Genomic DNA, 19712 nt, shown 5'->3' with positions numbered 1-19712 from the left:
GCTGGCGAGCGTCCGCGCCGCAGGTACCCTGCGGCGCAGCGAGCGCGCCCAGGATTTTGGTCGGCTCCGCGTCGGGCGCAGGGGCGTACCCTCGCCCGATGCAACGGCTTGCGCTCCTCGGTGGTGGCCGAATGGGTGAAGCCCTGCTCGGCGGGCTGCTGGACGCCGGATACGAGCCCGACGGCATCGCGATCGCCGAGGTGGACGCCGACCGCCGACGGGACCTCGAGGAGCGGTTCAAGGGCGTGCGGGTCGTGCCCAGCGCGGCCTGGGCCGTGGCCGACGCCGAGGTCGTGGTTGTCGCGGTGAAGCCCCAGGACGTGGCGGGGGTCCTCGAGCAGGCCGCAACGAGCCTCGCCCAGGACACGCTCGTCATCTCGATTGCCGCGGGCGTGAAGATCGCGACGGTCGAAGCGGCCGTGCCCGGTCGCCCGGTCGTCCGGGCGATGCCCAACACCCCGGCTTTGGTGCGCCGCGCAGCTACTGCGATCGCGGGTGGTCGTCATGCGACGTCGGCGCACCTCGAGTCTGCGGAGCGTGTGCTGGGGTCGGTCGGCATCGTCGTGCAGGTGCCCGAGCAGCAGCTCGACGCGGTGACCGGTCTCTCCGGATCGGGTCCTGCGTACGTGTTCCTGGTCGCCGAAGCCCTCATCGAGGCCGGGGTGCTGGCGGGTCTCCCACGACCGACCGCCGACGCGCTCGTGCGCGAGACGCTGCTCGGCGCCGCGCAGCTGCTCGCGGACGGTGACGAGCTGCCCGAGACCCTGCGCGCCGCGGTCACGTCGCCGGGCGGGACCACTGCGGCCGGGCTGCATGCACTCGAGCAGCGGGGTGTGCGCGCCGCGTTCCTCGACGCGGTACGGGTGGCCACGGAGCGATCGCGCCAGCTGGGTGAGACATGAGCCGTCGCCCGCGCCGCAACCGACCACCGCGTCTCGACGATCCGCCGCCGTGCAAGCGTCCGGCTGACGAAGCCGTCGACACCGAGAGAGCCGCGGAGCCGGCGTCGCCGAGCCGCCGGTTGGTTGCGGGCCACGTCGCGGGGCCGCATCCGCTGCTCGGACGCACCGAGGTCGAGCACCTCGTCGCCCAGCTCGTTGCCGGTGCACCCGAGGCCATGCTCGGGCTCGACCTCGGCCGGGTCAGCCGGGACGAGGCGCACGCCGCGATCGACGCGATCTGGGGCTGGGACGGGAAGAGCCCCCGCGCGGCCATCGACCCGAAGCGGACGCTGGAGGCGGCCGACGCGGCGGCGGACGTGCTCGCGAGTGCTGCGGTGCCTGGGGCGCGGATCGCGCTCGGCACCGGCCGGCCGGCCGCGCTCCTGCCGCTGTACCGGGGCCTCGCGGCAGCCCTGTCCGCTGACGGCGCCGAGGTCCTGGCGTGCGAGCGACAGGCCGTCGAAGGCGCCGCCGAGCAGGTCCTGTGGTGGCACGACGGTGTTGCGGTGGTCAGCGATGGCCTGTCGGTGCTGGCCGACGACGGGCTGCTAGCTGGCCGGGAGTGGCTCTTCGTCGTCGGTCGGCCCAAGCTCGCGATCGCCGACCACGGCTTCGCGGCCGCTGCGATCGGCGAGGGCCACCAGACCATCGCCCTCGCCGATCTGGACGCGTTGGCCCTGGGTGTGGCGGCCCGGCGGGGCATGCCTGTGTGCGTGGTGCCGATCCACGACGGCGCGCCCCCCAGCGCCTACGAGGTGATCCTCGAGCGGCTCGTGCCCCACCGCGCACGAGATGCTCACGAGTCACACTCGACAACACGAGCCCCGGACGCCTAATCTCCGACCTCGAGCGGGGGAGAGGGGTGAGCCGCGTGGCGCAGTCCTTTGCAACAGCGCGCTTCCTGACGGTTCAGGAAGTCGCCGACATGCTGCGAGTATCGTCCATGACGGTCTACCGCCTGATCAAGGCGGGGGACCTTCCGGCGGTGCGCGTGGGGCGCTCGTTCCGAGTGCTCCCCGCCGACGTCGACGCCTACCTCGCCGCGCGGTACACGCAGGCGGGGTAGGCACCTCCCTGTTTCGGTCGTCCGCTGCGGCGCAGGGTACCTACGCCGCGGGCGCTCACTCCCTGGGCAAGCACCTCCGCTTCGCTCCGGTGCCGCATTGGTGAGCCCGCCGCCACTTGTTGCGTTTCTCTCTGACTACGGGTTGGCTGACGAGTTCGTCGGGGTCTGCAAGGGCGTGATGCTCGGGGTGGCGCCCGACCTCCAGGTCGTCGACATCACCCACGAGCTCCCGCCTCATGATGTGCGGGCTGGCGCCCTCGCTCTCGTGCGCGCGGTGCAGTACCTGCCCGAGGGCGCGGTCGTGCTCGCGGTGGTCGATCCCGGGGTCGCCACGGACCGGCGCCTGGTCGCGGTCGAGACCGATGGCGCCACGCTCCTCGGCCCGGACAACGGTCTGCTCGCGCCCGCGGTCGCGATGCTCGGTGGGGCGACGAGAGTGGTCGCGTTGACCAGCGAGGAGCACCGGCTGCCGGCCCCGGGTCCCACGTTCGCCGGTCGCGACGTGCTCGCCCCCGCGGCCGCGTACCTCGCGTCCGGCACGCCGATCGGCGACCTCGGCGCCGACGTCGACCCGGCCGGCCTCGTGCCCGGGCTCGTCGGCCTGCCCCAGGTCGTGGAGGGTGGCGCGATCGCAGCCGAGGTGTGGTGGGTCGACCGCTTCGGCAACTGCCAGCTCAACGTCGGACCCGACGAGCTCGAGGGGCTCGGCGTGACCCCCGACGTTGCGCTCGAGGTGCGCATGGGGGAGCGGGCCAAGTCGGCCCGCTGGGTCCGCGCCTACGCCGACGCCAAGCCCTCGGAGCTGGTCCTCCTGGTCGACTCCTACGGGATGGTCGCCCTCGCTCTCGACCGCCGGTCCGCCGCGGCCGAGTTCGACCTGCGCGCGGGGTCTCCTGTGACCCTGGTCCCGCCAGGTGCCAGCGCCTCCGATGCGCACCGGGTCCCGAGCTGAAGAGGGAGCGCCTGCGGCACGTATCGTGCACCGCAGCGATCGTGGCCCAAGCGGCCCGGCGCCAATGCGCCGATGAGCGGGAAAGTTGGGAGAATCACGCCGTGCGCCCCGGGACCACCATCGCGATCGTCGGCCTCCTGGCCCTGATCCTCCTGGCCGCGTTCGCCCAGTTCGTGCTCCACGCGGGCCCCTTTTCCCCTGGCGGGTGAGCCCGGAGTAAAAGTTCACTCCCCGTGGCCGAACGCCCTCAAGGGACCACGGAACGGGGACGATGCGGGGAAAGACTCCGGTACGCGGGCGTGGGTTGCGTGGAAGTCGTCGGGTTCTCCCGACGACATTCACCGGCCTCCCAGCCCGCCCCAAGGCCCACGCCCGCGGCCGGCGTTTTCTCCTCTCGGCTCGGGGTCCCCCGGCTCCGGGTCGACCCGGCTGCTCGGTCGCCGCGCGGTCTTGCTCGTACGATCCGGCCGTGAACTTGGTCGAGGTGCTGCTCGGGGGCGGTGCTTCTGACGCGCCGGCCCTCGTTGGTGCGCGGGGGGTTACTTCGTACGCCACTGTGACTGAGCAGGTTGAGCGGCTGGGCGGGGAGCTTGTGCGGCGGGGGGTGGAGCCCGGGGATCGGGTGGTGGTGATGAGCGGGAACGACGAGATGTTCGTTGCGTCGTATCTCGCGGTGCTCCAGGTTGGGGCGATCGCGGTGCCGCTGAACCCGATGGCGCCGCCGGCCGAGCTCGAGCGGGAGCTCAGTGTGCTCGAGGCCAAGCTCGCGCTCGCGAGTGGCCCCGGCGTGTCGATGCTGGGCGCGGCGGCCAAAGGCGTTGTTCGGGTGGACCTCGATGCGCTGCCCGACGAGCGGGCGCCGCGCGTCGAACGGGCCGACACCGACACCGCCGTGCTGCTCTTCACCTCCGGTACTGCCGGCGCGCCGAAGGCCGCGATGCTCACGCACGGCAACCTGGCCGCGAACATCCGCCAGGTCCTCGACCACCCGGGACTTCGGGTCTCGTCGTCCGACGTCGCGCTCGGTGCGCTGCCCTTCTTCCACGTGTTCGGTCTGAACGTGGTGCTCGGAGTGAGCCTCGCCGCGGGTGGGGCGGTCGCGCTCGTCGCGCACTTCGAACCCGCTGCGACGGCCGCCGTGGTTCGCGCCCAGGGAGTGACGGTGCTCGCCGGGGTGCCGACGATGTTCGCGGCGTGGGTCGGTGCCGACCTCGCACCCGACACGTTCTCGAGCGTCCGGCTCGCGGTCTCCGGCGCGGCCGAGCTCCCGAGCGACGTTGCCCACGCCTTTCGTGACCGCTTCCACGTCGAGCTGCATCAGGGCTACGGGCTCACCGAGGCGTCGCCGATCGTCACCACCACCGCGCTCATGGGTGGCGCGCCGCCGCCCGGATCGATCGGCCCGCCGATCCCCGGGGTCGAGGTGCGCCTGGTCGACGCCGACGGCGCCGATGCGCTGGCGGGTGACCCCGGCGAGCTCTGGGTCCACGGGCCCAATGTGTTCCCCGGCTACTGGCACGACACCGAGGCGACAGACCGTGTGCTCACCAACGGGTGGCTGCGCACCGGAGACGTGGCCGTGGTCGACGACGACGGTGGTCTCCGCCTGGTCGACCGGGCCAAGGATCTCATCATCGTGTCGGGCTTCAACGTGTTCCCGGTGGAGGTCGAGGACGTGCTGCGCGCCCACCCCGATGTGGCCGACGCCGCGGTGGTCGGCGAACCGAGCCCGCGCACGGGCGAAGCCGTGGTCGCGTACGTGCAGGCGGCGCCCGGGCACGATCTCGATCCCGACGCCCTGAGCACGCACTGCGCGCACGCTCTCGCCCGTTACAAGTGCCCGACGCGCTTCGAGATCGTCGACGAGCTCCCCCGTGCCGTGTCCGGCAAGCTCCTACGCCGCGAGCTTCGTGACTAGGCGCGGCGCCGAGACGGAGCCTGCGGAGTCGACCGGAGAAGTGGTTCCCGACCCGCAGGGAGCGACTGAGTAGTGACAAAGCCGGCGTAGATCACGCCGATGCCGACGGCGAGGGTCAGCGTGAACGCCTCGTCGTGGCCGACGATCCCCTGGACGAGCCCGCCACCCGAGAGCACGAGTGTGCCGAGGGCAACGAGCGCGTTGGCCAACGCGAGCCGACCTTCGCCGCTACCGCGTCGGTGCCGCGCCGCGCGGCCCGCCGACCACACGGCGCCGACGATGATCGCGGTCGCGCCCACGCCGCTGCCGACGGCGGCGAGCACTCGGGGACCGGCGTCGAACACGTCCTTCCCGACCGGGATGGCCGTTCCGTGGACCGGGTCCATCGGCGCGCTCAGCAGCACCCCCGCCGCCAATCCCGAGAAGAACACGAGGAACCAGCGAACGCGCCGGGCGACATCGGAGCCGAGGAGCAGGGCCACGCTACCGAGTGCGAGCCACGGAACGTTGAGGACCGCGCCGAACAGGTAGAAGACGCGGAAGGTGCCGCGGTTCCAACCGTTCGACGTGCCCAGCGCGAGCAGGCCCGAGGCCAGCGCGAACAACCCGAGCGCGACGGCCCACGCCGAGAGGTGTGGGCTGCGGCGTTGCAGCCAGCGCACGAACGCGGCCTCGGCGAAGAGCGCGGCCACCGCCGTGGCCAGGAACGCCAGACCCGTCACCATCGCCCGGCGAGCGTAGAGGTGAGCGCGCGCGGCGCCGGTACCCGGCGCCGCAGCGAACCGTCGCCGAGGTGGAGTGGAGCGGCCGGATCGGACGGCAGGAGCGCTTGTGAAGAAATGCACGAGCGGGCGGTACCCTGGTTGCGGTGCTCGGGTAGCCCGGGCACGCGGGAGCAAGGAGCGCGTCATCCCCCAGGATCGCCGGATTCCCGAGGCCACCGTTGCGCGTCTTCCCCTTTACTACCGGGCGTTGCTCGAGATCGCGGACCAGGACGTCCCGACGGTTTCCTCGGAGCAGCTGGCCGAGCTCGCAGGGGTCAACGCGGCCAAGGTGCGCAAGGACCTCTCCTACCTCGGCACCTACGGCACCCGCGGCGTTGGGTACATGGTCGGTGAGCTCGTCGACGAGATCACCACCGAGCTCGGCCTCACCCACGACTGGCCGGTGGCGATCGTCGGGCTGGGGAACCTCGGGCACGCGCTCGCCAACTACCGCGGCTTCGGGGCGCGCGGCTTTCGCATCGTCGCGCTCGTGGACACGGATCCTTCGAAGGTCGGTGGTCAAGTGGGGGAGCTCCCGATCGAGTCACTCGACATGCTTGACGCGATCGTGGCCGAGCGCGGTGTCGCCATCGGCGTGATCGCGGTGCCAGCCGCCTCGGCGCAGGAGGTGGCTGATCGGTTGGTCGCAGCCGGGGTCGGATCGATCCTCAACTTTGCACCCGCGGTCGTGACCGTTCCGGCGCACGTGTCGCTACGCAAGGTGGACCTCGCGACCGAGCTGCAGATCCTCTCCTTCTACCAACAGCATCGGGTCGAGCCGTCACGCGACGGCGCCCGCGTATGACGCGCGAGCCAAAGCGAGCGGGGTTGGGTGGCTACCCGGTCAACCTGCTCGTCGCCGGTCGACACTGCGTCGTGGTCGGCGGTGGACGCATCGCCGCTCGCAAGATCGAGTCGTTGCTCGACGCTGACGCCGACGTGCACGTCGTCGCAACCGAGATCGGTCCGGAGGTGCGCGTGTGGCGCGATGACGGCCGCATCACGGTCGACGAGCGCGCCTTTGCGCCGGCTGACCTCGACGGCGCATGGCTCGCCACCACCGCCACGAGCGAGCCGACCGTCAACCGAGCGGTCTTCGAGGCGGGCGAGGCTCGCCGGGTGTGGGTGAACTCGGCCGACGACCCCGAAAACTGCTCGTTCACCCTCATGTCCGTGATCCGCCAAGGCGACCTCGTGGTCACCATCGGCACCGGCGGGCGCAGCCCCGCGCTGGCTGCATGGCTCAAGGACCACCTCGCCGCCGAGCTCGGGCCCGAGTATGCGGTGGCGTGCAGCCTCCTCTCGGAAGCCCGCGAAGCCTTGCGGGCCGGGGGTCGGTCGAGCGAGACGGTGGATTGGCGACGGGCGCTCGATTCCGGCATGGTGGAATTGATCCGCGTCGGCCGCACGGCCGAAGCGAAGGAGCTCCTCGAAGCGTGTCTCTCATCGTCGTCGGACTGAACCACCGGACCGCTGCGGTCGACCTGCTCGAGCGCATGACGGTCCCGCCCTCGGGCCTCCCGAAGGCGCTGCATTCGCTCGCGGCCAGGGAGCACCTCGCCGAGGTCGTGCTGCTGTCCACCTGCAACCGCACCGAGGTCTACGCGCGCACCACCCGCTTCCACGACGGGGTGGACGACGTGCGCCACTTCCTGGCCGAGTGCTCAGGCGTCGACGCCGACTCTCTTGCGGAGCAGCTGTACACGTTCCATGACGACGCGGCCGTGACGCACCTCTTCGGCGTGGCCGCCGGCCTCGACTCGATGATCATCGGCGAAGGCGAGATCCTCGGTCAGGTCCGCGAGGCGTGGCAGGTCGCCGAGGGCGAAGGCACGACGGGTCAGCTCCTGTCGCGCACGTTCCGTCAGGCGGTCGAGGTCGGCAAGCGGGCGCGCACCGAGACGGGGATCGGTCGCCATGCCGTGTCGATCGCGTCGGCCGCGGTCACGCTCGCCGGCGATCGCCTTGGATCGCTGGAAGGGCGACGGGTGCTGCTGCTCGGCGCCGGCGACGTGGGTGAGGGCATGGCCATCGCTCTGGCCGGTGCAGGCGTCGGCGAGATCATCGTGGCCAACCGCAGCCCGGCTCGCGCGCGTGACCTGGCGCGCCGGTTCAGCGGCCGCTCGATCGCGCTCGACGAAGTCGTGGACACACTCGTGACGAGTGACGTGCTGCTGGCGTCCACTGGCTCGCCGAGCACCCTCATCGAGCGCAGCGATATGGAAGAGGTCATGCAGCGGCGCGACGGTCGCGCGCTGCTCGTCGTCGACGTGGCAGTGCCGCGTGACGTCGACCCCGGTGTCGGTCAGGTGTTCGGGGTGACGTTGCTCGACATCGACGACCTCAAGGCGCTCGGTGAGGCGAGCCTCGAGGCGCGCCGAGCCGAGGTCGGCAACGTGCGCGTGATCATCACCGACGAGCTGGACCGATTCCGCCTCGACCGGTCCGCTCGCGAGCTGGCCCCGCTCGTCGAGCGCTTCCGCGGTCGGGCCGAGGACGTTCGGACCGACGAGCTCGCGCGCTACGAGTCGAAGCTCGCCGACTTGTCGCCCGAGCAACGCGCACTCGTCGAGCAGATCTCGCAGGGCGTAGTGAACAAGCTGCTGCACGAGCCGACGGTGCGCCTCAAAGACGCCGCCGGTTCGGCACGCGGCGAGCTCTACGCCGATGCCCTCGCGGCGCTGTTTGCGCTCGACGACCTGATCGAGGAGTGAGCGCTCCGAAGCGAGCGCCCGCGCCGCAGGTACCCCGCGGCGCAGCGAGCGGGGCCCGAGCGGCCCGGCCGCCATGCGGCCGAGAGCGGGTATGAGGATCGCGACCCGTGGCAGCCCGCTCGCACGCTGGCAGGCCGAACGCGTGATCGAGCTGGTCGGCGAGCCGGCCGAGCTCGTGATCGTGTCGACGACCGGCGATCACCTGAAGGACACGCCCATCCACGCGATGGGTGGGACTGGCGTCTTCGTCAAGGAAGTGCAGCAAGCCGTGCTCGACGGGCGCGCCGACATCGCCGTCCACTCGGCGAAGGATCTCCCGTCCGAGCGGACTCCGGGGCTGGTCATCGCCGCCGTTCCCGAGCGTGGTGACCCGCGCGACGCGCTCGTGGGGTCGACGCTCGACGACCTCCGAGCCGGTGCGGTTGTCGCAACCGGCTCCGTGCGGCGACGGGCCCAGCTCGCGGCGCTTCGTTCCGACGTCGGGTTCGCCGATCTGCGCGGCAACATGCAGACCCGCTTGGCCAAGGCAGCGGGGTTCGACGCGATCGTCGTTGCCGCCGCCGCGCTCGACCGGCTCGGGCTCGGTGACCGCATCGCTGAGCGGCTGCCCACCACGCAGATGCTCCCGCAGATCGCACAAGGCGCCCTCGCGGTCGAGTGCGGCGAAGACGACGCGGTGACGCACGATCGCCTCGCGGCCATCGACTCGCTTGATCTCCATCGCGCGGTGGACGCCGAGCGCGCGTTCCTCGCCGAGCTGGGTGGCGGCTGCGACCAACCGGTGGGCGCCTTGGCCGGGATAGTCGCGGATGGCGACGTGGAGATCGAGGGCCTGATCGCGTCGCTCGACGGCCGGATTGTGATCCGTGAGTCGGCGCGCGACGCCGACGCCGCGACGGCCGGTCGCGCCTTGGCCGCAGCGATCTCGTACGCCGTGGAACTCACGTGACGCCGGCGGCTCCGCCGACCGGCGGCACAGGAGATGCCGCTTCGCGGCATCGACCAGAAGGCCCTGGAACGGTCGCGCTGGTTGGCGCCGGGCCCGGCGATCCGAAGTTGATCACGCGACGCGGGTTCGAGCTGCTCATGGAAGCCGACGTCGTGGTCTTCGACCGGCTGGCCTCTCCCGCGCTCCTCGACCACGTGTCCGGCGAAGCCAAGCGCATCGACGTCGGGAAGACGCCGGGATCGGACGAGATGTCACAGGAGGACATCAACGCGCTGCTCGTCGAGCACGGCCGGGCGGGCAGGCAGGTCGTGCGCCTGAAGGGCGGCGATCCGTTCGTGTTCGGCCGCGGCGGCGAGGAAGCCGAGGCGCTCGCGGCCGCGGGAGTTGAGTTCGAAGTCGTGCCCGGTGTCACGAGCGCCATCGCCGCGGCGGCGTACGCCGGCATCCCAGTGACACATCGGGGTCTGTCGACCCATTTCACCGTCGTCACCGGTCATGAGGACCCGACGAAGGGGCGCACCGACGTCGACTGGGCCGCGCTCGCTGCCGCGGGCGGCACGCTCGTCATCCTCATGGGTGCGGGTCGCATCGGAGACATCGCGGCGCAGCTCATCAGCGCAGGCCGAGCGCCCGACACGCCGGTTGCTGCGGTGCGCAACGGCACGAGATCCGATCAGCGAACCGTCCGGGCCACGCTGGCCACGATCGGCGATGCCGAAGTGCTGCCGCCGTCGGCGATCGTCGTCGGCGAGGTCGCGGCGCTCGATCTCGCGTGGTTCGAGGCGCGGCCGTTGTTCGGCCGAAGCGTTGTCGTGACGCGTGCGCGCGAGCAGGCCAGCGAGCTACGGGAGCAGCTGGAGGCGCTCGGCGCGGAGGTGATCGAGCTCCCGACCATTGCGATCGAGCCGCTCGAGTTCGCGCTCCCAGCGTTCGATCGGTACGGCTGGATCGTGTTCACGTCAGCGAACGCGGTGGCGGCGTTCTTCGACCGAGGTCTCCTGCGTTCAGGACTTGACGCCCGCGCGCTGGCCGGTGTGGGCGTGGCCGTGATTGGCCTTGCTACCGAGATGGAGCTGGTGGCCCGCGGGATCCGGGCTGACCTGATGCCCGACGACTTCGTTGCCGAGTCGCTGCTCGAGGCGTTCCCCGATCCTTCAGAGCCGGGAGAGCGCGTGCTGTTGCCCCGCGCCGAGCAGGCACGAGACGTGCTTCCCGACGGCCTGCACAAGAAGGGCTACAACGTCGACGTCATCCCCGTCTACCGGACGGTTCCCACGCGACCCGACCCGGCAATGGTGGAGCGGGTTCGCGCCGGTGACGTCGACGCGATCACCTTCACGTCGTCGTCGACCGTGAACAACTTCTGCGATGCGGTGCGAGAGCTCTCCGAACCGCCGCCGATCATCGTGTCGATCGGGCCGATCACGTCCAAGACCGCGGCGGAATGCGGTCTGCGCGTCGGCGCCGAGGCGACCGAGCACACGATCGACGGCCTGATCGCCGCCCTCCGGGAGACCCTCGGGACCTGAGCCAGGCAGCTCCGTGGAGGGGATCGGCGGAGAGAGGTCGGAAGGGCACGCCCTACCATTGGGTCGTGCCCTTTCCCGAGCAGCGCTCGCGCCGACTCCGCCGCACGCCGGCCATTCGCCGGCTCGTGGCCGAGGCGCGGCTGTCGGTCGATGACCTGGTGGCGCCGCTGTTCGTGAAGGAAGGCATCGACGCGCCGGAGCCGGTGGCGTCGATGCCGGGGGTGATGCAGCACACGCAGGAGAGCCTGCGCAAGGAAGTGCGGGCGCTCACGGATCTCGGCGTACCGGCGGTGATCCTCTTCGGTGTGCCCGCGCGCAAGGACGCGCTCGGCTCCGGCGCGAGCGACCCGTCCGGCGTGGTCCAGGTGGCGTTGCGATCGCTGCGCGACGAGGTTGGCGACGGCATGGTGCTGATGGCCGACGTCTGCCTTGACGAGTACACGGACCACGGCCACTGCGGAATCCTCGACCGCCACCAGCAGGTCGACAACGACGCCACACTCGAGCGCTACGCGGAGATCGCGGTCACCCAGGCCGAAGCGGGGGCCGACGTGGTCGCGCCGTCGGGGATGATGGACGGCCAGGTCGGGGCGATCCGCGCCGCGCTCGCCGCTTCGGGCCACGACGACACGGCGGTGCTCGCGTACTCGGCGAAGTACGCGTCGGCGCTCTACGGACCGTTCCGTGACGCGGCGGAGTGCGCGCCGCAGTTCGGTGACCGGCGCTCCTACCAGATGGACCCGCCGAATGCCCGCGAGGCGATCGACGAGACCGCGCTGGACATCACCGAGGGCGCCGACATGGTGATGGTCAAGCCGGCTCTCGCGTACCTCGACGTGATCGCGGCGGTGCGCAGCGCGTTCGACGTGCCGGTCGGCGCGTTCCACGTGAGCGGCGAGTACTCGATGCTCAAGGCCGCGGCAGCGAACGGATGGATCGACGGTGAAGCCGTCGCGCTCGAGCACCTGGTTGCGATCAAGCGCGCCGGCGCCGACTTCGTGCTCACGTACCTGGCCCGCGAGGTCGTCGAGCGGCTGAGTTCGTGACTCGAGCGACGAACGTCCCGAAGGACGGGAGCGGGTACCCCGCTCCCGAGTGAGTGCGACCATGAGCTCGGAGCTGTTTCAGCGCGCGTTGGCTCGGATCCCTGGCGGGGTGAGCTCGCCGGTGAGGTCCTTCGCCTCAGTCGGCGGCGAGCCGTTCTTCGTCTCGTCGGGCGCCGGAGCCCACCTCGTCGACACTGATGGCAAGGAGTACCTCGACTACGTGCAGTCGTGGGGCGCGTCGATCCTCGGGCATGCGCACCCCAAGGTCGTCGAGGCGGTGCAGCGCGCGGCGAGCGCGGGCATGTCGTACGGCGCACCCACACCGGGCGAGGTGCTCCTCGCGGAGGCCATCGCGGAGCGGGTCCCCTCGGTGGAGAAGGTTCGCCTCGTCTCGTCAGGAACCGAGGCGGCCATGACCGCCGCCCGGCTCGCGCGCGGCGCGACGGAACGATCGAAGATCCTCAAGTTCGCTGGTGGCTACCACGGGCATCTCGACGCGTTGCTCGTGGCGGCCGGAAGCGGTGTCGCGACGTTGGGGCTCCCCGGCTCGGCCGGCGTCACTGAAGGCACCGTCGCCGACACGATCGTCGTGCCGTACAACGATCTCGAGGCGATCGACGAGGTGTTCGACGCGCACGGGAGCGAGCTCGCCGCAGTGCTGGTCGAGCCGGTCGCCGCCAACATGGGCCTCGTCGCGCCCCAGCCGGGGTTCCTCGAGCACCTTCGGGCGCGCTGCACGCGCGACGGCACCCTGCTCGTGTTCGACGAGGTCATCACTGGGTTCCGAGTCGGGCTCGGCGGGATGCAAGGGCGCACCGGCATCACGCCCGATCTCTCGATCTTCGGCAAGGTGATCGGTGGTGGACTCCCGCTCGCGGCCGTGGCTGGTCCTGCAGCCACGATGGACGCGCTCGCGCCGCTCGGTCCCGTGTACCAGGCCGGCACGCTGTCGGGGAACCCGCTCGCCACCGCGGCCGGCCTCGCCGTGCTCGCAGAGCTCGATGACGGTGCGTACGACGCGCTGGCGCGCACGGCGGCGCGCCTGCTCGACGGCTTGCGTGACGCACTGAGCGCGGCAGGGCTCGAGGTGCAGACACCGCGTGCCTTCACGATCGGCGGGCTGTTCTTCGCAGCCCACGACGTCCGCGACTACGACGATGCCAAGAAGGCCGACGGCGAGCGGTACGCCCGGTTCTTCCACGCCATGCTCGAGCGCGGCGTGTTCCTCGCACCGAGCGCCTTCGAATCGATCTTCCCAAGCCTCGCCCACACCGACGCCGACATCGACCGCACGATCGATCTCGCGGCCGACGCCGCGTCGGCGGTCGCCTAGCGCTACGAGGTGGGACCGCCGTCGCGCTCGGTGGCGCGGCGGCGGACGCGGTCCATGAAGAAGAGGCCGAACCCGATGCCGAAGACCATGATCGTGAAGACCACGAACGCCGAGCCGCCGGATCCGTCGACGTGCCCGCGACCGGCGTCGATGAGCTGCTGCGCCCCCGCCGGCGTTGCGAGCGCAAAGAATGCGGCACCCGTAGCGAGCGTCAGCGAGCGGAGGGTGCTCGCCAACGAGCGAGCGCCCGCGGGTCGGGTATCCCGACCCGCAGCGAGGGAGCGAATGCGGGCGTTCAGCTTTCTACGCATGATCACGACCTCTCATTAGGCGTTGGCCGGCGCCGGCGCCGGCACCAGATCAGTGGACGCGGCGCGCTTCTCTGCCTCCTGCTCGTCTCGCTCACGCCAATGGAGGGAGAGCAATCCGAGCAGGAACAAGAGGGAGCTGCCGCCAAACGCGACCATGGGCGGCACCCGCACCGAGCCGAGGTCGCGGCTCAACACGATGAAGCCGTTGTTCTCCGACTCTTCGTCGCACGGGGGGTTCTTCGGCGGAGCCACGCCGAACGGGAAACGGACGGGATCGAGTGGCGCGAGCTCGCAGAACTCGGCCACGGCGAAGAGCGGCTTGTGCGTGATCTCGAAGTCGAGGGGGTTCGGCTCGCTGCCGCCGATCTCGTAGGTCTTCTCGACCTTGTATTCGGTCGTCTCCACGAACTTGGCGAACTTGTTGGCGTTCGCGGGCAACGGACCCTCGGCGGGGATCTCCTCGTCGGTCACCAGCGCTTCGTCGACTGCAGCCTTCACGTCGGCGGCCTTTGCCACGCCGACGACCCGGCCGTTCTCTTCGACGTCGCGGATCTCGGCGGTCTTGGCCTTGGCCGGGTTGGCGACGACCTCCTCGACGTTCCACTCGGGGATGCGTCCCTTCAGTGTGTTGAGCGGCGACGCGGTCGTGAGCCACAGCAGGGTGAGGACCACCATGAACCCGGTGAGCCCGGTGAACGCGATCAGAAAGCCCAGTCGGGCGCCGAGGTTCGTGGCCAGCAGCACGTAGAGCGAGCCGCAGAACAGCGCGACCGCGAACAGCACGACGAGGATCCCGAGGATCGTCGGGTACCAGATCGTCTTGTGGAGCACCTCGGCCGCGAACACCACCACGCTCATGACGCTTCGGTCTCCTCACCCGAGAGGCTGCGCTCGTAGTCGACGATCGCCTCGATCTGCGCCTTGCTCAGGACCTTGCCGAAGTGCGGCATCCGACCAGACGAGATGCCGCGCAGGCCGTACACCCCGTTCTTGTCGACCCCGTCGGTCACCCACGCGATCTGCGCAAGGCGACCCGCCTCGCCCGGGAACTGGAGGAGCACCGCACCGCCGGTGAGGTTCGGGCCGTACGCGCCGCTGCCCTGGGGCGGCAGGGGCGGGAGGTCGACGTTGGTCGGATCGTTCTGGAAGTGCGACCAGCCCTTCGTGTGGCAGCGCGCGCAGTTGAGCCGGAAGAGCACCGCACCGTCGGACAGGCTCTCGACGTCGTCGCGGGACGCGATTGCCAGGGCCAGCTCCTCTTGCAGGAGCTCGAGGTCGTTGGTCAGCCGAGTGAGGTCAGCCGCGCTCGTTGCCGGGTCGGCCTGCGCCGCCTCGAGTGCGGCCGTCGCTTCCTCCACGTCGACGAGCAACCCCGCGCGGTCCGGACCGGTCTTGCCGTTGTCCACGAGGTCGCGGGCCGTCTTGCGGTACTCCTCGATCCTCTCGGTGGACTGCTTCATCGCCTGCTCGGGCGTCATCGACAGGCTCTGGATGTAGTTGACGAGGTCGGCGATGCTCTGGGTGTTCTTGGGGCCGAGCCCGCTCTTCACGCCCCACGGTGGCATCGGCGTGCCCGCCCGCCCGTAGGTGATGATCTCGATGAGCTGCGCCCTGCTGTAGATGAGCGGCGCCCGCGTGAGGTCAGGTGCCGACCACTGCACGGAGACCGGCAGGCACCGCGGCTTTCGGAAGTTGTTCTGGTTCTCCTCCTCTTGGCACTCGTCGGCCTCGGGCTGGAGCGTGAACGGCGCCACGCCGCCCGTCGCCTCAGGGCCGTGACAGTCGGCGCAGAGCAGCGAGAACTCCGATTCGTAGACCGGACTCGTCTCGTTGGCGAAGAGCACCGCGCCGCGCTCGATCGACCGATCGAGGAACTGGTCCTTGGCATCGGCGGTGCGGAACGGCTCCCAGATGAAGTACGCGACGAGGGCGATGATCATCACGGCGCTCATCAGCAGCGACCAACCGAGGACGCGTTCGAGTCGGCGCCCTTCGAGCGCGTCGTCCGCCAGGAACGGCGTCAGGTTGGCCGGCTCGGGTTCCGGGTTGCGCTCCTTGCTGAGGACGTACCAGGCGATCACCGAGAGCGTCGCCCCGATCGCGATGACGTTCAGCAGGATGAGCGAGAGCTTGAAGCTCACTACCTACCCCGCTCTCGGCCCTGCGGGCCGGGCCGCTCGGGCCATGACTCACTGCGCCGCAGGGTACCTGCGGCGCGGGCGTTCGCCTCCGGAGACCTCACACGCACGGAGCGCCTTCTTGGCCCTGACCGGTGGTGTCGGTGCCGATCGGCGGCCCCTGGAGCGGCTCGCTCGTGTCGACGATGATGTCGTCGTCCTGGATGGTGATCACGAAGCGGTCCATCCCGCGTGGGGCGGGCCCGCCCTTCTTCTCGCCGACCCGGTTGTACTTCGATCCGTGGCACGGGCACTCGAACCACTGCGACGACGGACACCAGGGCACCCGGCAGCCGAGATGCGGGCACTTCTGGTACAGCGCGACGTATCCCGCCTCCATCCCCGGGAGCAAGCGCGAGTCGTAAGCGTTCTTCGCCTTCTTGATCGCGTTCTTCGGGTACGGCTGGATGTACGTGCGCGCGCCGGCGTTGTAGAAGGGTGTCTTCGTCGCGAGCTTGTCGTCGATCTCGTCGATGCTTCCCACGGTGACCACGTCACCGAACCCCCCGCCGGTGGATGGCCACAGGAAGGCGAGCGATGCCACGCCGAACGCCCCCGCGCCGACGCCGAGGCTCGCGAGGATTCCCCGGTTGAAGAACTGGCGGCGCGTCACGCCCAGCTCTTCGAGGTCGACCGGCTCGTAGCGCGCTACCGCCGCCTCGCCGGTCGGCACGAGCGAACCGCCTTCCGCGGCCCGGCGGGACTGGTCGGCCCGGGCGCGAGCAGCATCGTCGACCGGCTCGACATCCTTGCCTGCAACCGGTTCCGGCTCCGCGCCGGGCGCGAGCTGTGACGCATCGGCGCGACGCGTCTCGCGAGTGAGTCGCCCGGTTGCCGCTCGGGTGCGCGCGGTGGCCAACAGCGCGACCGCGCCCAGGCCGAGCACGATGACCACGCCAACCGCGATCTCCACGTCCTGCTCCTACAGCTCGAAGAAGATGCCGTCGTTCCAGGGGAACACGAAGTTGAAACCCTTGCCCCGGAAGAACGAGCCGATGATGACGAGCACCGCCCACATCATGATGAACATGGTGAAGACCGCGATCGCAAACTTGCGGTCCTTCGGCTTGTGCGACGGGTTCTTGTCGATGAACGGCGCCAGCATGAGCAGGCCCAGGGCCACGCCGGGGATCGTGACCCCCGCCACCATCGGGTGGAACATCGTCAGGAGCTCCTGAAGACCGAGGAAGTACCACGGCGCCTTCGACGGGTTCGGTGTCTTGTTGAAGTCGGCGCCGCTCAGCAGCGGCGCGCGCACCACGGCGGAGAACACTGTCAACGCGGCGGTCACGATCAGGAGGGAGGCGAACTCGATCACCAGCAGGTGAGGCCACACGTGCACCTTGTCCTGGGCCTCGGCGCGCGTCTGCTGGATCGAGCCCGACTTGACCACCGTGAGCAGTCGCTGGGTGTGACCGCCCGGACCCGTGGCCGTGGGTGCCGCCGGCGCGGCTACCGCGGTCGCCGTCCCTCCACCACCACCGGCCGCGGCCGCGGCGGGCGCGGCGGGCGCGGCATCGCCGGCGAGCGCGGCGCGTCGCCGCTTCGAGCGCTCGAGCAGGTGCGCGGGGATGCCGCCGGTGTCGCCGCCGCCGTCCGCACCATCGCCGCCGTCGCCACCACCGTCACCGGCGGGCGGGCCTTCGTCGCCGCCACCACCCGTGGGTGGCACGTCGCCGCCACCACCCGCGGGCGGAGCGGCGTCGGCTGCTGCGGGGGCTTCGCCCTCTTCCTCACCGGGCACGGGGAGGCCGAGCGCCTTGCGGCGCTCGCGGGAGCGCGCCAGCAGGTGTTCGGGAACCTCGGCCATGGGTGTCGGCGTCTCCTTCGCGCGGCCTAGAGCGGTCCCGTGATCCCGCCGTCCTTCCGGACACGCCAGAAGTGGACAGCCATGAAGATCACGATGACGAAGGGTAAGAGGAGCACATGGAGCACGTACCACCGGAGCAACGTGTCACCACTGATCTCGTTCGATCCGAGGGCCACGTATTTCACGCCGTCACCGAAGACAGGGGTGTACCCCGCCATGCTCGTGCCGACGGTCACGGCCCAGAGTGCGAGCTGGTCCCAGGGCAGGAGGTAGCCGGTGAACGAGAGCAGCAGCGTGAGCAGCAGGAGCACGACGCCGATCACCCAGTTGAACTCGCGCGGCGTCTTGTAGGCACCGTGGTAGAAGACGCGACACATGTGCAGGAAGACCGAGATCACCATGAGGTGCGCGGCCCACCGGTGCATGTTGCGGACGAGCGAGCCGAACATGACCGCGGTCTCGAGCGTCTTGATGTCTGGCCACGCCGCGGCTTCCGTCGGCCGGTAGAAGAACATCAAGAAGATGCCGGTGACCGTGAGCAGGATGAACAGGAAGAACGACAGGCCGCCGAGGCAGAGGGTGTACGACACCTTCACCGCGTGCCGCTTCACCTTCACCGGGTGAAGGTGGTACAGCACGTTGTTCATGATCACGTAGGAGCGGTTGCGGGGGCTGTCGGTGTAGCCGCGCCGGTAGATCGAACCCGGTCGGAAGATGGCGGTCCACGCTTGCGACCCGCGGACTTTCTCGTCGACCTTCTCGAGCGCGGCAGAGACGCGCTCACGGGGCCCGTGCCCGTTGCCGCTGCCGTTGCCGTTGGCCACCAAGTGCTCCTGGGTCAGAACCGCACGCCGTACGAATAGCCGTGGCGATTCGTACGCGTGTGGGGGTCGCCTTCGGCGACGTTGGGATCGAGCTTGCCGAGGATGATGACACCAGTGGGACACCGGTCCACGCACAGGGCACACCGGGTGCAGATGTCCTCGTCGACGATGAAGGCCACGTGATCGCGGGGATCCTCACCCGGCTGATCGGTGCCGATCGCCTCCGAGATCGCCGAGACCGACACCATGTGGATGCACTTCCACGGGCAGATGTCCACGCAGCCCTCGCAGAGGATGCACTCGGCTTGATCGATGTGCAGGAACTGCTTGGGCTTCACCGACTGGGTCAGGAACGCGGGGTCGACTTCTTGGAGCTGGTAGTCGGTGATGAAGTCGGGCATCGGCGGGTTGGCATCGGTCTTGGCCATCGCTACGCCCCCTCGGGTGCGGGCGCGACCGGACCGGAGGGCTCGGGCTGCGTGCGACGAAGCGGACGGCCGAAGCGCGAGCGCCGCTCCGGTGCGGTCTCGGTGGCATCGGGCGCCGCCTTCACTTCGAAGCGGTGCTGCCACATGATCCACAGCTTCACGTTCAGACCGAGGAGCACCGCATAGATCATCGTGACGACGATGTCGCGCAGCGCCGGATAGTCCATGCTGAACGGGTAGTGGATGTTGATCAGCCCGAGGATGTCGTCGGTGCTCTGGAAGATGAACTTCGAGTTGTCGCCCCACTCGAGTTGCGCGTTGGCGAACGTGAGCCATTCGTGCGGCACGATCGCGTACGCGAGCGCGAACAGTGCGAACGCGGCGGTGGCGCCCGCGAAGCACTCTGCCCACGTAGCGGGCCGGTCGGGATCGCGTGGCTTCCGGCTGAGCACCAGCATCAGGATGTGCGCGGCGAGCGCGGCGATGGCGCCGAGGATGATCGTGCGCTGGAGTGACGGGATGAACTTCCCGAGCAGCAACCCGCCGATGATGATCCCGGGGATCAACGCGTAGCCGACCACGTTCGGGAAGGGTCGCTTGAGCAAGGGCGGCTTGATCAGCGCGACGACGATCACGATGCCGTAGATCAAGAGGATGCTGAACCAGATCAAGCGGCCGGCGGCTCGCACGTCGAACTCGCCCAGACCCCACGGCAGATCGAATGACCAGTCGGGCAGCAGGTTGGGCATGTCGCCGTTGTCCTCCCGAGCGCTCGTACCCGAATGCCGTAGAAGCCCTTCGCGCGGGCCGTTTCCTACCACGCTACCTGTGGATACAGCACATTCTTCATTCGGTCGCTCCCTGCGGGCCGGGAACCAGCTCTCTGGTCGAGGTCGCAGGCTCCCTCTCCTGGGTGTAGGGGGGGGGCGCCCCCCCCCCCCCCCCCCCCC

Annotated in this window: 20 protein-coding genes and 1 pseudogene; 12 read left to right on the top strand and 9 right to left on the bottom strand. The window is 70.1% G+C overall.

All coding sequences use genetic code 11. The features are described from left to right. Positions 1 to 98 precede the first annotated feature (98 nt). The 5 genes from proC to WEE69_07740 all read left to right on the top strand — a co-directional run bounded on the left by proC (position 99) and on the right by WEE69_07740 (position 4877). Positions 99 to 902, top strand: a complete 804-nt coding sequence (gene proC / locus WEE69_07760; GenBank protein ID MEX1145184.1) for a pyrroline-5-carboxylate reductase — start codon at positions 99 to 101, stop codon at positions 900 to 902. After that, positions 899 to 1777, top strand: a complete 879-nt coding sequence (locus WEE69_07755) for a phosphatase (GenBank protein ID MEX1145183.1) — start codon at positions 899 to 901, stop codon at positions 1775 to 1777. The genes proC and WEE69_07755 overlap by 4 nt, the downstream gene beginning before the upstream one ends. Before the next feature lie 26 nt (positions 1778 to 1803). After that, positions 1804 to 2007, top strand: coding sequence for a helix-turn-helix domain-containing protein (locus tag WEE69_07750; GenBank protein ID MEX1145182.1), 204 nt, complete (start codon positions 1804 to 1806; stop codon positions 2005 to 2007). 100 nt (positions 2008 to 2107) lie between these two features. Continuing rightward, the gene (locus WEE69_07745; GenBank protein MEX1145181.1) at positions 2108 to 2959 is read left to right on the top strand and encodes an SAM-dependent chlorinase/fluorinase; all 852 of its coding nucleotides are present in this window, start codon (positions 2108 to 2110) and stop codon (positions 2957 to 2959) included. A 271-nt stretch (positions 2960 to 3230) separates the two neighbouring features. Next, complete coding sequence (locus WEE69_07740; protein MEX1145180.1) at positions 3231 to 4877, top strand: AMP-binding protein; 1647 nt, start codon at positions 3231 to 3233, stop codon at positions 4875 to 4877. On the opposite strand, the gene WEE69_07735 is transcribed toward WEE69_07740, so the two are convergent. Further along, entirely contained in the window at positions 4874 to 5602 is a 729-nt protein-coding gene (locus WEE69_07735) for a hypothetical protein (GenBank protein MEX1145179.1), read from the bottom strand. The two genes, WEE69_07740 and WEE69_07735, sit on opposite strands and share 4 nt — an antisense overlap. A gap of 73 nt (positions 5603 to 5675) precedes the next feature. Between WEE69_07735 and WEE69_07730 the strand changes: the two are divergent. From WEE69_07730 to hemL, 7 genes and pseudogenes are all read left to right on the top strand, one after another. Next, a pseudogene (locus tag WEE69_07730) lies at positions 5676 to 6443 on the top strand (redox-sensing transcriptional repressor Rex). Next, the gene (locus WEE69_07725; protein MEX1145178.1) at positions 6443 to 7102 is read left to right on the top strand and encodes a bifunctional precorrin-2 dehydrogenase/sirohydrochlorin ferrochelatase; all 660 of its coding nucleotides are present in this window, start codon (positions 6443 to 6445) and stop codon (positions 7100 to 7102) included. Before WEE69_07730 ends, WEE69_07725 begins: the two are co-directional and overlap by 1 nt. Further along, on the top strand, positions 7078 to 8355 hold the full coding sequence (locus WEE69_07720) for a glutamyl-tRNA reductase (protein MEX1145177.1): 1278 nt from the start codon (positions 7078 to 7080) through the stop codon (positions 8353 to 8355). Before WEE69_07725 ends, WEE69_07720 begins: the two co-directional genes overlap by 25 nt. Positions 8356 to 8446: 91 nt before the next feature. Further along, positions 8447 to 9304 (top strand): hydroxymethylbilane synthase, encoded by an 858-nt coding sequence (hemC, locus tag WEE69_07715; GenBank protein MEX1145176.1) that lies wholly within the window; start codon positions 8447 to 8449, stop codon positions 9302 to 9304. A gap of 77 nt (positions 9305 to 9381) precedes the next feature. Then, positions 9382 to 10833 (top strand): uroporphyrinogen-III C-methyltransferase, encoded by a 1452-nt coding sequence (gene cobA, locus WEE69_07710; protein MEX1145175.1) that lies wholly within the window; start codon positions 9382 to 9384, stop codon positions 10831 to 10833. A 65-nt stretch (positions 10834 to 10898) separates the two neighbouring features. After that, complete coding sequence (hemB, locus tag WEE69_07705; protein ID MEX1145174.1) at positions 10899 to 11879, top strand: porphobilinogen synthase; 981 nt, start codon at positions 10899 to 10901, stop codon at positions 11877 to 11879. A 49-nt stretch (positions 11880 to 11928) separates the two neighbouring features. After that, positions 11929 to 13212: a glutamate-1-semialdehyde 2,1-aminomutase gene (hemL, locus tag WEE69_07700; GenBank protein MEX1145173.1), complete on the top strand. Its 1284-nt coding sequence runs from the start codon at positions 11929 to 11931 to the stop codon at positions 13210 to 13212. 2 nt (positions 13213 to 13214) lie between these two features. Here the strand turns inward: hemL and WEE69_07695 are convergent, their stop codons facing one another. The 8 genes from WEE69_07695 to WEE69_07660 all read right to left on the bottom strand — a co-directional run bounded on the left by WEE69_07695 (position 13215) and on the right by WEE69_07660 (position 19511). Next, positions 13215 to 13448, bottom strand: coding sequence for a hypothetical protein (locus WEE69_07695; protein ID MEX1145172.1), 234 nt, complete (start codon positions 13446 to 13448; stop codon positions 13215 to 13217). A gap of 90 nt (positions 13449 to 13538) precedes the next feature. Next, a complete protein-coding gene (locus WEE69_07690) occupies positions 13539 to 14381 on the bottom strand; it encodes a hypothetical protein (protein MEX1145171.1) in 843 nt (280 codons plus the stop codon). Then, entirely contained in the window at positions 14378 to 15664 is a 1287-nt protein-coding gene (locus WEE69_07685) for a c-type cytochrome (protein MEX1145170.1), read from the bottom strand. The genes WEE69_07690 and WEE69_07685 overlap by 4 nt, the downstream gene beginning before the upstream one ends. Before the next feature lie 97 nt (positions 15665 to 15761). After that, a complete protein-coding gene (locus tag WEE69_07680; protein MEX1145169.1) occupies positions 15762 to 16613 on the bottom strand; it encodes a Rieske 2Fe-2S domain-containing protein in 852 nt (283 codons plus the stop codon). Positions 16614 to 16622: 9 nt separating this feature from the next. Then, the gene (locus WEE69_07675) at positions 16623 to 17510 is read right to left on the bottom strand and encodes a menaquinol-cytochrome c reductase cytochrome b subunit (GenBank protein MEX1145168.1); all 888 of its coding nucleotides are present in this window, start codon (positions 17508 to 17510) and stop codon (positions 16623 to 16625) included. Between the two features lie 26 nt (positions 17511 to 17536). After that, positions 17537 to 18226, bottom strand: a complete 690-nt coding sequence (extP, locus tag WEE69_07670) for a selenite/tellurite reduction operon b-type cytochrome ExtP (protein MEX1145167.1) — start codon at positions 18224 to 18226, stop codon at positions 17537 to 17539. 122 nt (positions 18227 to 18348) lie between these two features. Next, positions 18349 to 18762 (bottom strand): 4Fe-4S binding protein, encoded by a 414-nt coding sequence (locus WEE69_07665; GenBank protein ID MEX1145166.1) that lies wholly within the window; start codon positions 18760 to 18762, stop codon positions 18349 to 18351. A 2-nt stretch (positions 18763 to 18764) separates the two neighbouring features. Next, entirely contained in the window at positions 18765 to 19511 is a 747-nt protein-coding gene (locus WEE69_07660; GenBank protein MEX1145165.1) for a hypothetical protein, read from the bottom strand. Between the last annotated feature and the right edge of the window lie 201 nt (positions 19512 to 19712).

Source organism: Acidimicrobiia bacterium (assembly GCA_040881685.1).
In the GTDB taxonomy this organism is placed as follows: domain Bacteria; phylum Actinomycetota; class Acidimicrobiia; order IMCC26256; family PALSA-555; genus SHVJ01.
This window is presented reverse-complemented; position numbering and strand designations above follow the sequence as displayed.